The organism is Microvirga sp. HBU67558 (assembly GCF_018069605.1).
Lineage (GTDB): Bacteria > Pseudomonadota > Alphaproteobacteria > Rhizobiales > Beijerinckiaceae > Microvirga > Microvirga terrae.
The window spans coordinates 1-12,217 of the sequence record NZ_JAGPUP010000494.1 but is presented as its reverse complement, the minus strand read 5'-3'; the positions used below and the strand labels follow the sequence as shown (position 1 = coordinate 12,217).

At 66.2% G+C, this 12,217-nt stretch carries 10 protein-coding genes; 4 read left to right on the top strand and 6 right to left on the bottom strand.

Going from position 1 to position 12,217, the window contains the following annotated elements:
• Positions 1-55: 55 nt before the first annotated feature.
• Together KBI52_RS10500 and gmk are read left to right on the top strand one after the other, a co-directional pair.
• A complete protein-coding gene (locus tag KBI52_RS10500; protein ID WP_173946429.1) occupies positions 56-943 on the top strand; it encodes a YicC/YloC family endoribonuclease in 888 nt (295 codons plus the stop codon).
• Positions 933-1,598, top strand: a complete 666-nt coding sequence (gene gmk / locus KBI52_RS10495) for a guanylate kinase (protein WP_173946440.1) — start codon at positions 933-935, stop codon at positions 1,596-1,598. The genes KBI52_RS10500 and gmk overlap by 11 nt, the downstream gene beginning before the upstream one ends.
• Positions 1,599-1,611: 13 nt before the next feature.
• Here gmk and KBI52_RS10490 read toward each other — a convergent pair whose 3' ends face one another.
• From KBI52_RS10490 to lptF, 6 genes are all read right to left on the bottom strand, one after another.
• Positions 1,612-2,724, bottom strand: coding sequence for a D-alanine--D-alanine ligase family protein (locus KBI52_RS10490; RefSeq protein ID WP_173946430.1), 1,113 nt, complete (start codon positions 2,722-2,724; stop codon positions 1,612-1,614).
• Positions 2,725-3,067: 343 nt separating this feature from the next.
• A complete protein-coding gene (gene rsmA, locus KBI52_RS10485) occupies positions 3,068-3,922 on the bottom strand; it encodes a 16S rRNA (adenine(1518)-N(6)/adenine(1519)-N(6))-dimethyltransferase RsmA (protein ID WP_210807252.1) in 855 nt (284 codons plus the stop codon).
• Positions 3,919-4,902, bottom strand: a complete 984-nt coding sequence (gene pdxA / locus KBI52_RS10480) for a 4-hydroxythreonine-4-phosphate dehydrogenase PdxA (RefSeq protein WP_210807250.1) — start codon at positions 4,900-4,902, stop codon at positions 3,919-3,921. The genes rsmA and pdxA overlap by 4 nt, the downstream gene beginning before the upstream one ends.
• A 42-nt stretch (positions 4,903-4,944) precedes the next feature.
• On the bottom strand, positions 4,945-7,467 hold the full coding sequence (locus KBI52_RS10475; RefSeq protein ID WP_173946433.1) for an LPS-assembly protein LptD: 2,523 nt from the start codon (positions 7,465-7,467) through the stop codon (positions 4,945-4,947).
• Between the two features lie 35 nt (positions 7,468-7,502).
• Positions 7,503-8,588, bottom strand: a complete 1,086-nt coding sequence (lptG, locus tag KBI52_RS10470) for an LPS export ABC transporter permease LptG (RefSeq protein WP_173946434.1) — start codon at positions 8,586-8,588, stop codon at positions 7,503-7,505.
• 2 nt (positions 8,589-8,590) lie between these two features.
• A complete protein-coding gene (gene lptF, locus KBI52_RS10465) occupies positions 8,591-9,751 on the bottom strand; it encodes an LPS export ABC transporter permease LptF (RefSeq protein WP_210807248.1) in 1,161 nt (386 codons plus the stop codon).
• Positions 9,752-9,956: 205 nt separating this feature from the next.
• Between lptF and KBI52_RS10460 the strand changes: the two genes are divergently transcribed.
• Positions 9,957-11,444: a leucyl aminopeptidase gene (locus KBI52_RS10460; RefSeq protein WP_173946436.1), complete on the top strand. Its 1,488-nt coding sequence runs from the start codon at positions 9,957-9,959 to the stop codon at positions 11,442-11,444.
• 67 nt (positions 11,445-11,511) lie between these two features.
• Entirely contained in the window at positions 11,512-11,964 is a 453-nt protein-coding gene (locus tag KBI52_RS10455; protein ID WP_210807246.1) for a DNA polymerase III subunit chi, read from the top strand.
• Positions 11,965-12,217: the final 253 nt, after the last annotated feature.

Sequence of the window (12,217 nt, the reverse complement as noted above, 5' to 3'; positions counted from 1 at the left end):
TGGATCGGCGCGCATTATGGTCGCGCCGATTTTTCATTCCGTTCGAGGTTTGCGCATGTCCATTGCGAGCATGACCGGTTTTGCCCGCGAAGCCGGTGTCACGGGTTCCTACCAATGGGCCTGGGAACTCAAGAGCGTGAACGGTCGCGGGCTCGAGGTCCGGGTTCGCACACCCTCCGGCCTCGATGCGGTGGGTGAGGACGCGCGGGGGCAGATCCTCAAGGCGCTGACCCGCGGCCAGGGTCAGCTGAACCTGTCGCTCAGCAGGGCATCGTCGGCCCCCAGGCTGCGCGTGAACCAGGATGTGCTGCAATCGCTGCTCTCGGCGATCGGCGGCCTGACGCTTCCGGACAATGTGCAGCCCGCCTCGCTCGACGGTCTGCTGTCCGTGCGCGGCGTGGTCGAGCTGGACGACGATGCCGCCGATCCCTCACAGGACGAGGGGCTGGTTGCGGCTCTGAAGGCGGCGGTCGGCGCGCTGATCGGGTCTCTCAAGGCCGCGCGGCTGAAGGAAGGGCAGGCGCTCGCGGTGGTTCTCGGGCAGCAGCTCGATCGCATCTCCAGCCTGGTCGACGAGGCCGAGGCGGCACCGGCCCGCCGGCCCGAGGCCATTCGCGCCCGGCTGGAGACCCAGATCGCCGAGCTGCTCGACGGCAGGGCCGGTCTCGATCCCGACCGCCTGCACCAGGAAGCGGTGCTCATTGCGGCCCGGGCCGATATCCGCGAGGAACTCGACCGGCTGCGGGCCCATGTGGACGCGGCCCGCGGCCTCCTGCAGGAAGGCGGGCCGGTCGGACGGAGGCTCGACTTCCTGGCTCAGGAATTCGGGCGCGAGGCCAATACTCTGTGTGCGAAGGCCAATGATGTGTCCCTGTCGCGGATCGGGCTTGAATTGAAGGCCGTGATCGAGCAATTCCGTGAGCAGGTTCAGAATGTGGAGTGATGCGGTGAGCCAGGATTCGAAACCTCCGGTCGGACGTCGCGGCCTCATCCTCATCCTGTCGTCGCCGTCCGGCGCCGGAAAAACCACGCTCACCCGCAGCCTCGTGGAGGAGCGGGCCGGCGTTCTCTCGGTGTCCGTCACCACCCGTCCCAAGCGTCCCTCCGAAATCGAGGGCAAGCATTACCACTTCATCGACGTGGACGAGTTCAAGGCGATGCGCGAGCGCGATGAACTCCTGGAATGGGCCGAGGTGCACGGCAACTTCTACGGTACGCCGCGCAAGCCCGTGGAGAAGACGCTGGCCGCCGGCCAGGACATGGTGTTCGACATCGACTACCAGGGCACCCGCCAAGTCCGTCAGAAGCTCCCGGACGACGTGGTGACCGTGTTCGTCCTTCCGCCGAGCTTCCGGGAGCTGAAGGCGCGGCTCGAGCGCCGGGCCGAGGATGCCCCCGAGGTCATCGCCAAGCGCCTCGCCAATGCCAGGATCGAGATGGAGCGTTGGGTCGAGTACGATTACGTCATCGTCAACGAGGATCTCGGCAGGTCCTTCGAGAGCCTGAAGGCGATCCAGACGGCCGAACGGCTGAAGCGCGAGCGCCTCGTCGGCCTGTCCGACTTCGTCGAAGGGCTCTTGGCCGAGAAGATCGACTGACGCGGCCGACCGCCTACACCAGCGCGAGCGCGTTCCGGCGCTCGTGGCGGGCGATGGCGTGGGCGATCAGCACCTCCATGAGCTCGCCCTGAGGCAGGCCCCCGGCCTCCCAGAGCTTGGGATACATGCTGATGGCCGTGAACCCGGGCAGGGTGTTCACCTCGTTGACGAAGAGGCCGTCGTCGTTCTTCGGATCCAGGAAGAAGTCGACGCGGGCCAGGGCCTCGCAGGCGAGAGTTCTGAACGTCAGGACCGCGAGCTCCTGGATGCGGCGTGCCTGGGCCGGCGGGAGATCCGCCGGGATGCGCAGGAGAGCGCCGTCCGCATCGATGTACTTGGCATCATAGCTGTAGAAGCCGTGGCTGTCGGACGGCACGATCTCCCCAAGCGGCGACGCCCGGACCTCGCCGGCGGCGTCCTCCAGCACCGAGCACTCGATCTCGCGCGCCCCCGTGACGCTGCGCTCGACGAGCACCTTTCTGTCGTAGCGGAAGGCGCGCTCGCAGGCCCTGTCGAACTCCTCGGGCGAGGGAGCCCGGGACACACCGACGGACGAGCCCATATTGGCGGGTTTCACGAAGAGGTCGGAGGTGCCCAGGGCCTCCGCGGCGGCCCGGTAGTCGACGCGGGTTCCGGGCGTGAGCGTCAGGAAGGGAACGACCGGCAGACCGCTGTCGCGCAGGAGGCGCTTGGCGATGTCCTTGTCCATCCCGGCGGCGGAGCCCATCACGCCGGATCCCACATACGGAACATTGGCCAGTTCGAGACAGCCCTGGACGGTGCCGTCCTCGCCGTTGGGCCCATGGAGCACGGGAACGACCGCATCGAGGCGCAGGGATCGCGACGGCCCATTGCGGTCGAGCACGATCGTCTCGCCGGCCCCGCCCGGAAGAAGGGCCACCTGCGGGGCTCCTTCCGGGATCTCCAGGGACTGAGCGCCCCGTCCGGCGCCATTGCCGTTGTCACAGAGGAGCCAGCGGCCGTCCCGGGCGATCCCGATGGGCACGATGTCGTAGCGGTCGGGATCGAGGGCGCGCAGGACGTTGGCCGCCGACAGCTTCGAGACCTCATGCTCGGCCGAGCGTCCTCCGAACAGAAGCCCGATCGTCTTTCGCGACTGCGACATGCCCGCTTCCCTTCCCGTGCGGCCGTCGGGGCCGCTCCTGTCGATGCGATCTTGGGAGAGGCGCGGTTAAGGTCCTGTGAAAACGGCTGTCCGCGCCGGTTCAGCGGCGTCCTATAGGCTTGGATTGTGGTGGGACGAGTATCGAGGGTGGCGTTGTCCAGCGGGACGGGGTGAACAGAACGCATGGGCGCGTCGGCCTCGCATGGACGCACTCCGCTGTCATGGCCGGGCTTGTCCCGGCCATCCTGACTCGAAACGCTCAGCGCTCGAAGCGGTCGGGATCACCGGCACAAGGCCGGCGATGACGAAGGAGGTGCCGGTGGGACCCTGTCGAGCCAGCCTCTCAGGGCTTGCGCGTCGAATCCCAGGCATTGGCCAGCGCCACATAACCTTCCACGGAGACGTTTTCCGCCCGGGCCGTCTCCTCGAGCCCTGCCGCCTCGATGATCGCGGCCGGCTCGGGGGCAATGGACTTCAGGCTCTGGCGCAGCATCTTCCGGCGCTGTCCGAAGGCCGCGCGGGTCACGGCTTCCAGGGCCCCGATGCGGCAGGGCAGCGGATCGGCCCTCGGGGTCAAATGGACCACGCTCGACGTGATCTTCGGCGGCGGCACGAAGGCCGAGGGGGGCACGTCGAACAGGATCCTGGCCTGCGTGCGCCAGCCGCAGAGAACCCCGAGCCGCCCGTAGTTCTTCGGATCGCTCTCGTCCGCGACGATCCGCTCGGCCACCTCGCGCTGGAACATGAGCGTGAGCGAGGCCCACCACGGCGGCCAAGCCTCACCGGTGAGCCAGCCGGTCAGCAGCGCCGTGCCCACGTTGTAGGGCAGGTTGGCGATGATCCGGACGAGCCCGTTGCCGGCCAGGGGACGCGGGTCGAATTGCAGGGCATCGGCCTCGACGACATTGAGCCGGCCGGGGTAGCGCTCGGCGATCTCGGCGAGCGCCGGCAGGCAGCGGGTGTCACGCTCGATGGCGATCACCTTCCCGGCGCCGGCCGCCAGGATGGCGCGGGTCAGGCCGCCGGGACCCGGGCCGACCTCGATGACGGTCGCGTCTTCCAGAGATCCCGCGGAGCGGGCTATCCGGCTCGTGAGGTTGAGGTCGAACAGGAAGTTCTGGCCGAGGGATTTCTTGGCCATCAGCCCGTGGGTGCGGACCACCTCGCGCAAGGGGGGAAGGTCGTCGATCTGGCTCATGAGCGCCCCAGCCGGGCGGCGAGCCTCAGGGCCGCCATGAGACTGTCGGGGCGGGCAATGCCCTTGCCGGCGATGTCGAACGCGGTGCCGTGATCGGGCGACGTCCGCACGAAGGGAAGCCCGAGGGTCACGTTGACCGCCTCGTCGAACGCGATGGTCTTGATCGGGATCAGGGCCTGATCATGATACATGGCCAACGCCGCGTCGTATCGGCCGCGTGCCCGGGCGTGGAACATGGTGTCGGCCGGCAGAGGGCCTGCCGCATCGATCCCCTCGGCGCGCAGGATGTCGACGGCCGGAACGATGATTCTGGCGTCCTCGGTTCCCATGGCGCCGTTCTCGCCGGCGTGAGGATTGAGCCCCGCGAGGGCCAGCCGTGGACGGTCGATGCCGAACCGGTCCCTGAGTTCGCGGGCCACGATCCGTCCGGTCAGGACGATCAGATCCGTGGTCAGGGCGGAGGGCACTTCCGAAAGGGAAATGTGAACCGTCACGGGGACGACCGCGAGCTGCTCGCTCCACAGCATCATCACCGGATGGCAGGTCTCGGCCCCGCCTTCCGCAGCGAGGGCCGCGAGATATTCCGTATGCCCCGGGTGCTTGAAGCCGGCATCGTAGAGAACGTGCTTGGCGATCGGGTTCGTCACGACGGCCGCCGCCGAACCGGCTCGAACGAGCCTCACGGCCCTGTCGATGGATTCGAGGACGGACGGAGCATGGGCCGGATCGGGACGTCCTGGCTCTGCCGACACCGCGACGCTCAGCGGCACGACGGGCAGTGCGTCGGAAAATGCGGATCGGATCTGTTCCAGCGCCACGGGCGCGATGGGAACGCTCCATCCGAACATGGCCGCGACCCGGGCGAGATGATCGGGATCGCCGAGAACGGCGAAGGGCGGCAGAGCGGCCCGATCCCTCTCGAGCCAAGCCCTCAGGCTGAGCTCCGGCCCGATTCCGGCCGGATCACCTTGGGTCAACATAAGAGGGCGCTGGTTCACACCTGACACCGGGCCGCCGCCCCATCATTCATCGCTCGTGCCGCTCAGATTCTGAGTATAGCCCACCTCGCCGAGAGACCGGAACTCGAGGCTGAACGCGATCGTGTGGTTCTGGTTCTTCTCGCCCGAGTTGCGCACCACCTCACGCGGGGTCACGCTGTAGCTGACCGAGAAGGTCGTGCATTCGTCCATGTAGCCGAGGCCGAGAGACATGCCGCTGACATAGGCCGTATTGTCGCTCTCGTAGACGGCGTTCGGATTGGTCGTGAGCTGGGCGAGGTAGGTTTCACGCGCCAGCAGATAGCGGTCCAGATCCAGGAGAACCGAGCCCGTCACGTACCAGTTCGGCGAGATGTCCCACCGGGCCGAGCCGAGCAGACCCTCGCGGCGCAGCGGGAAGCCGATGGCGGGCTGCGCCGCATAATTGGCATAGGTCAGCGAGGTCGAGAGCGGCAGGTATGGATTGAAGTTCGCCCGGAAACCGGCCTCGATCCGGTTCACGTCGAAATCTTCCTGGTCGAAGCGCGCGCGGGTCACGAGCGCGAAATTCGCGTTCGGGGAGATCTGGAAGCGGCCCACGTAATCGGAGGCGCGCGAGTCGAGGCCGGAATCCAACCCGACATTGGCGAGGTCGGGCTGCCGGAACGAGTTGCGCCCTGCGATCTGGTAGGACTGGCCGAACAGCACGTTGGCGTAGAAATCGTCGGCGCCGGTCACGGTGTACTGGATGCCGACATTGGCCCGGACGCCACCCTCGACCCGGTCGTAGCCGGAGAACTTGTCCCAGTCGAACAGGGAGGTGTCATCGAAGACGAGGCTCTGAGCATCCTCGTTCGGGAGGCTGCCGATCCGGGTCTCGTTCGGCCGGGCGATCACCTGGGCGATCGGCTCGAGGATCTGCTTGCCGGAGGTTCCGAGGCTCGCGACGAACGGGTAGCGGTACTCGACGCCGACCGCCGGCATGCCCCGGAAGACGAAATCGTCGTCCGAGTCGAGGAAATTGCCGAGCTGAGCGTTCTGGTAACCCTTGAAATCGGGGTCGATCCAGATGTTGTCGGCCCTGACATAGGCGAACGGCGTCCAGACCTGGCCGATCGGGTCGACGAATTCACGGCGCCACGACGCCATGACCGATGCGCGCGAGGTCGTGCCGCTGATGCCGCGCACGAGGCAGGAGGCCGGATCGAAGACGATGCACGTCTGGGCCACGCCGAAATAGGTCGTATTGGCGATCGACAGCGGGTCGAACTGGGCGGCCTCGCGGGAGATGTGCGTCACGTTCACGTCGATGGCGGCCTCTCCGCCGATGGACGACGGGGTGAAGCGCTTGTTGTAGTCCAGGACCGGAGCCACGATGGGCTGCTGCTTCTGCCACTCGCTGCTCGACAGGGTCTGGAAGTAGTAGCCGCGCACGTCGAAGAAGGACCGGTCCCCCTGTCCCTGGAGGTACAGGGTCGAGATCGATTCCTTGATGTAGTACGAGCTGAGGCTCTCGCTGCGGATCTTGTAGTTCGTCAGGAACCACTTGTCCGAGAGCAGCGCGATGTCCCAGCCCCAGCGCCAGTTCTGGTTGATGTAGAACAGGCCGTTCGTCTCGAGGGAGCCGCGAAAGTCGCGGTTGCCGGCCCCGTAGGGAGGCGGGAGGAACGCGTCCGGCTCCTGCTGGAAGATGCCGGCAGCCCGGATGTTGTAGGTGCCGTTCTCGAGCCGGTGGCGCCACTCGGCCTGGCCCAGCACGCCCTGGCGGCTCAGGAAGGTCGGGCTGATCGTCAGGTCGTAATTCGGCGCGATGGCCCAGAAGAACGGGACGGAGCCGCCATAGCCGAGCGCGGTCGAATAGACGTAGCGCGGCGACAGGAAGCCGGTCTTGCGCTTCACCGTCGGGTCGGGGGTCCAGAAATAGGGCAGGTAGGCGACCGGGATGCCGAGGAGCTCGAGGGTCGCGTCCTCGTAATAGATCGTCCGCTCGCTGTTGTTGTGGATGATCTTCGCGGCCTTGACCTGCCAGAGCGGGGGGCGCTCCGGGTTGTCCTTGCAGGGCTCGCAGGCCGTATAGGTGCCGCGCTCGAACGTCGTGGTCTCGCCCTCGGCGCGCTCGGCACGCGGGGCCGAGAAGCGGGTCGTGAGGGGGCGACCCTGCTCGACGGTCGTCTGAACCACCCTCAGGGAATCGATGAAGCCGTTCTTGAAATCGTCCGTCAGCTCGAAGCGGTCGCCCGTCGCGACCGTACCGCTGGCGTCCGTGAGCCGGGCATTGCCTTCCGCAAAGACACGGCCGGTGTTCCGGTCGTAGGTGACCCGGTCGGCCTGGAGGGTCCGGCCCTGATAGTTCATCTGGACGTCGCCGGAGGCGGCGATCGTGTTCTTGTCGTTGTCGTAGACGATTTCCTTGGCGTCGACGAGAAGCCGGTCCTGGCCGGATCCGGACTGGGCGCGCCCGGCGATGGCCTCGTTCAGGGTCGCCTGGGCAAGCGCAGGCACAGACACAGCAGCCAGCAGAGCCGCTGCGATCGCAGACGTTGCGATCGTTGTCCTAAGCCGCCGCATCCCCACTCCTTCGCAAACCTTCTTGTCGAGGCCGGTTAGCCGTCCTCTTGGTGCAATAACGCCAAGGTCCCTAACAGACTGCCTACTACAGCCGGGAACCAGGCTGCAACAAGGGAGCTGATGATTCCCGAGGCGCCAAGCTCCGCCATTAGCTCCGTCGCGACATAAAGCACGAAGCCCGCAGCGACGCCACCCAGAACCATCATCGCTACACCGCCGAATCGAAAGAATCTTAACGATACGGATGCGGCGACGAAAACCATCGCAATGAACAGCAGCGGGCGGGCCAGAAGCAAGTCGTAATGGAGCCGGTAGGGCGTGACGTTGATGTCCGCCTGTTCCATGCGGTTGATCGTCTCCTTGAGGTCCCAGAACGGAACCGCGTCCGGATCGGTGAAGCTCTGTCGAACCTGCGAGGGCTGCAGGTTCGAGGCGATCAGGTAGCGGTCGTGCGCCTGGGGCTCCTCGGTGGCCGACAGGATGCGGGCATCCTTGAGCTCCCAGAAGCCCTCGTGCAGGGTCGCCTCCTTGGCTTCGACCCGGTGGGTGAAGACACCCGCGGGATCGAAGGCATAGACCGTGACGCCGAAGAGGGTCGCCGTATCCGCGTTGGAGCCGTCACCCCGGAGGATGGCCTGTCCGTCCTGGCTCCTCTGGCGGATCCAAATCGGCTTCTCGCGGGTTTGAACGGCCCGGGAGAAGATCTGCGTTTCCAAGGCAGTGCCGCGCTGCTTGAGGATCGCCGAGACCGGGTTGTAGACGGTCACGGACACGATGCCGATCAGCAGGGCGATCAGGAGGCCGGGCTGCAGGAACTGCCAGGCCGAGATACCGGCGGCCCGGGCCACGACCAACTCGAGCTTGCGGCTGAGCTGGAGGAGGGCCGCCATGCTGCCGAACAGCACCGCGAAAGGCATGACCTGCTCGGCGATGGCCGGCGTGCGGAACAGGGCCAATTGGGCGATCACCCCGGTCGTGGCGGCCGGGGCGTCGCCCGCCCGGCGCATCAGCTCCACGAAGTCGAGGGTGTAGACGAGACCGAAGACAGTCGCGAACACTAAGAAAATAGTCTTAATGAACTGTCGCGAGAAATAGAACCCGAGGGTGCGGCCGATCAGCATGGTCAGGCCTTCTGAGGTGCGGGGGAGCGTGACGGCAGCAGGTTGCGGATTGCGGCATGCAGCCTCGCCTGTGCGGACCGCATGGCCGGGCCCTTGAAGATGAGCAGCAGGCTCACCACGATGCCGGCGAGCGGGATGCCATACATGGCCACCACGGCAAACGGGGTTCGCGCCACCGCGCTCGATGCGGCAAAGCCCAGGATCCGCAAGAAAACAATGGCGACGACAGCCCCGGCCATGGCAATGCCCCGCCCCTGGCGGGTGGTTCGGGCCTCCCCGAGGGCCGCGAAGGCGATGATCATCATGGCGAGCGGGTAGAGCCAGGACGACAGCCGCTCGTGCAGCTCGGCCCGGAAGCGCCCCCGCTGCTCCTGGTAGATCAGTTCGTTCTTGTCGGGGAACAGGAGCTGGGTCGTGCTCCGCTCGCGCGGCTTGTAGATGACCTCGCCGCCCTCCTTGTTGAAGGCGGACAGGTCGACCGCATAGCGTTCGAAGGCCACGATCGATGAATCGCGGCTGTTCGGCTCCTTGCGCTGAACGCTGCCCTTCTGAAGCAACAGATAGGCATTTCCGCCCTGCTCGACGGTCTGGCCGCGCTCGGCCAGATACACGATGGCTTTGTCCTTCTCCCGGAGATCTTCCATGAAGATTCCCAGGAGGGCATCCCCCGAGCGTTCCCGGTAATGGAACGTGATGCCGCTATCGAGGGTGATGAACTGTCCCTCCTTGGCCATGGTGCCGACGAAATCGGCCCTGATCTTGGTGAACAGCTGGCGCATTTCCTGGAAACTGGCGGGCATCAGATAGAGCGAGATGATCGCCACCACGACGCACACGAAGGCAGCCAGGGCCAGGAAGGGGCGCAGAAGGCGCTGCGGCGGCATCCCGCCGGCGCTCATGACGATCAGCTCGGAATCGCCGTTGAGCTTGTTCAAGGTGTAGAGCGTCGCCAGGAACAGGGCGACCGGGGCGATGACGTTGATCAGCGCCGGCAGGGACAGGCCGGTTACGGTCAGGAAGATGAAGAAGGTCTGGCCCTTGCCGGTCAGCAGGTCGAGTTCGCGCAGGGCCTGCGTGATCCAGATCACGCCCGTCAGGGCGACGAGACACGCGGCGAAGGCATTGAATGTGTTCTTGAGGATGTAGCGTTCGAGAAGTGTCATGAAGCCCTTCGCCCCCCGGGCGGTGGAGCCCTGGGTATCCTGTCACATGATCTCAGGCAAGACGGCTGTTTTCAACAGATCGGGATTGCGCCGTTTTCACGACCGCTTCCCCGTGCCTTAACCCGCCATATGATATATGTCCCCAGGCGTCAGCGTCGCAGCCGGCCTGAAGACCGGCGATGTGCATCACAACAAAGAGGATTTCATGGCCGACAGCTTCAAGATCGACTTCCAGCCCCACGGCAAGGTCGAAACCGGCGACCTCATCGTCTTCGTCGGGGAGGATCTCAAGCCCTCCGACGCGGTTGCGCGGCAGATAGGCTCGGAGGCCGTCGATCTCATCGCGAAGGCTGCGGCTGCCGAAAAGTTCAAGGGCAAGGCGAAATCCGCGATGTCCATCGTCGTCCCCACGGGCCTGTCCGTCGACAGGCTGATCGTGATCGGCCTCGGCGGCGAGAAGGACCGGGCCAACCTCGACTTCGTTCAGCTGGGCGGCCTGGTTGCCGGAAAGGCGAACGGCAAGGTCGCGACGGTGGTGCTGGATCTGCCCGAGACCGAGATCACGCCGGACGCGGTCGCCGATGTCGCGCTCGGCGCGCAGCTGCGCCGATACAGCTTCGATCGCTACAAGACCAAGAAGGACGACAACGGGGCCGATGCCGGCCGCCTCGTCCTGAGCGTGGCCGACCCCGCCGCCGTCAAGAAGATCTACAAGGCCCGTGAGGGTCTCCAGCAGGGCGTGGTCATCGCCCGCGACCTCGTCAACGAGCCGCCGAACGTGCTTGGCCCCGAGGAATTCGCCGCCCGGGCTCAGGCTCTCACCAAGCTCGGCGTGGAGGTGGAGATCCTCGACGACAAGGCCATGCGGAAGCTCGGCATGCAGGCGCTCCTCGGCGTCGCGCAGGGCTCGGTGCGCGGCGGCCGGGTCGCCATCATGCGATGGAACGGCGGCAAGACCGGCGACAGCCCCATCGCGTTCATCGGCAAGGGCGTGGTGTTCGACTCGGGCGGCATCTCGATCAAGCCCGGCGCCGGCATGGAGGACATGAAGGGCGACATGGCCGGGGCGGCCTGCGTGGTCGGCCTCATGCATGCGCTCGCCAGCCGCAAGGCCAAGGCGAACGTGGTCGGGGCTATCGGCCTCGTGGAGAACATGCCCGACGGGAATGCGCAAAGGCCCGGCGACATCGTCACCACCATGTCCGGCCAGACCATCGAGATCATCAACACGGACGCCGAGGGGCGTCTCGTGCTGGCCGACGTGCTCTGGTACGTGCAGGACCGCTTCAAGCCGAAATTCATGATCGATCTCGCGACACTGACGGGCGCGATCCTCGTGGCCCTGGCCCAGGAATATGCCGGTCTCTTCTCCAACGACGACGAGCTGGCCGAGCGCCTGACGGCCGCCGGCAAGGCGACCGGCGAGCGCGTGTGGCGCATGCCGCTCGGGCCGGAATTCGACAAGATGATCGATTCCAAGTTCGCCGACATGAAGAACTCGGCGGGCCGCTTCGGCGGTTCGAGCACGGCGGCGGCTCTGCTCCAGCGCTTCGTCAACGACGTGCCCTGGGCCCATCTCGACATCGCCGGCACGGCCATGGGCTCGCCGGCCACCGAGATCAACAAGGGCTGGAGCTCCGGCTGGGGCGTGCGCCTGCTCGACCGCCTCGTGCGCGACCATTACGAGGCCTGAGAATGCGGCCGACAAGGACCTCGCACGCTTGGCAACCCTGCGCACCGGCAAGGGATCGTGATCATCGATGACCGAGGTCCTTTTCTACCACCTTCAGCATCAGCCCCTCGAGGCCGTGCTGCCCACGCTCCTGCAGAAGATCCTGGAGCGGGGCTGGCGCGGGGTCGTGCAGGTGACGACGGAGGAGCGCATGACCGCGCTCGACGATCACCTGTGGACCTTTGCCGACGAGAGCTTCCTGCCGCATGGGACGGACCGCGAGGCCCATGCGGCGGACCAGCCCATTCTCATTACCCTGTCCGGGGACAATCCCAACGGCGCCTCGATCCGGTTCCTCGTGGAGGGCGCCGATCTGCCGGAGAACGCCTCCTCCTACGAACGGCTCGCGATCCTCTTCGACGGCAACGACATCCAGGCCCTGGCCTTCGCCCGCGACCAGTGGCGCGCCGTGAAGGAGGGCGGCCACGACGCGACCTACTGGCAGCAGGACGAGCGCGGACGCTGGCAGCGGAAGGCGTGAGGATCGTCCTCGGACGCCATCATCCTGCGGGATTTGCCAAGGGGCCCGTCATTGCAAGGGGCCCTCAGGGCCGTCGCGATCATGTGAAGCGCGGCGCTCTTCCTCGCCGCCCTCCGTCTATCCTGACACTCACCCCGTCATGGCCGGGCTTGTCCCGGCCATCTCAGAGTCTTTCCATCACCCTCTGGGTCATGGCCGGGCTTGTCCCGGCCATCCCGATTGGAAGAGCAGAGCGCCTTACGGGTCGGGATCA

Bases quoted from the DNA above. Each gene is read 5' to 3' on its own strand.
- KBI52_RS10500 (WP_173946429.1), top strand. From the start codon at position 56: ATGTCCATTGCGAGCATGACCGGTTTTGCCCGCGAAGCCGGTGTCACG.
- gmk (WP_173946440.1), top strand. From the start codon at position 933: ATGTGGAGTGATGCGGTGAGCCAGGATTCGAAACCTCCGGTCGGACGT.
- KBI52_RS10490 (WP_173946430.1), bottom strand. From the start codon at position 2,724: ATGTCGCAGTCGCGAAAGACGATCGGGCTTCTGTTCGGAGGACGCTCG.
- rsmA (WP_210807252.1), bottom strand. From the start codon at position 3,922: ATGAGCCAGATCGACGACCTTCCCCCCTTGCGCGAGGTGGTCCGCACC.
- pdxA (WP_210807250.1), bottom strand. From the start codon at position 4,902: ATGTTGACCCAAGGTGATCCGGCCGGAATCGGGCCGGAGCTCAGCCTG.
- KBI52_RS10475 (WP_173946433.1), bottom strand. From the start codon at position 7,467: ATGCGGCGGCTTAGGACAACGATCGCAACGTCTGCGATCGCAGCGGCT.
- lptG (WP_173946434.1), bottom strand. From the start codon at position 8,588: ATGCTGATCGGCCGCACCCTCGGGTTCTATTTCTCGCGACAGTTCATT.
- lptF (WP_210807248.1), bottom strand. From the start codon at position 9,751: ATGACACTTCTCGAACGCTACATCCTCAAGAACACATTCAATGCCTTC.
- KBI52_RS10460 (WP_173946436.1), top strand. From the start codon at position 9,957: ATGGCCGACAGCTTCAAGATCGACTTCCAGCCCCACGGCAAGGTCGAA.
- KBI52_RS10455 (WP_210807246.1), top strand. From the start codon at position 11,512: ATGACCGAGGTCCTTTTCTACCACCTTCAGCATCAGCCCCTCGAGGCC.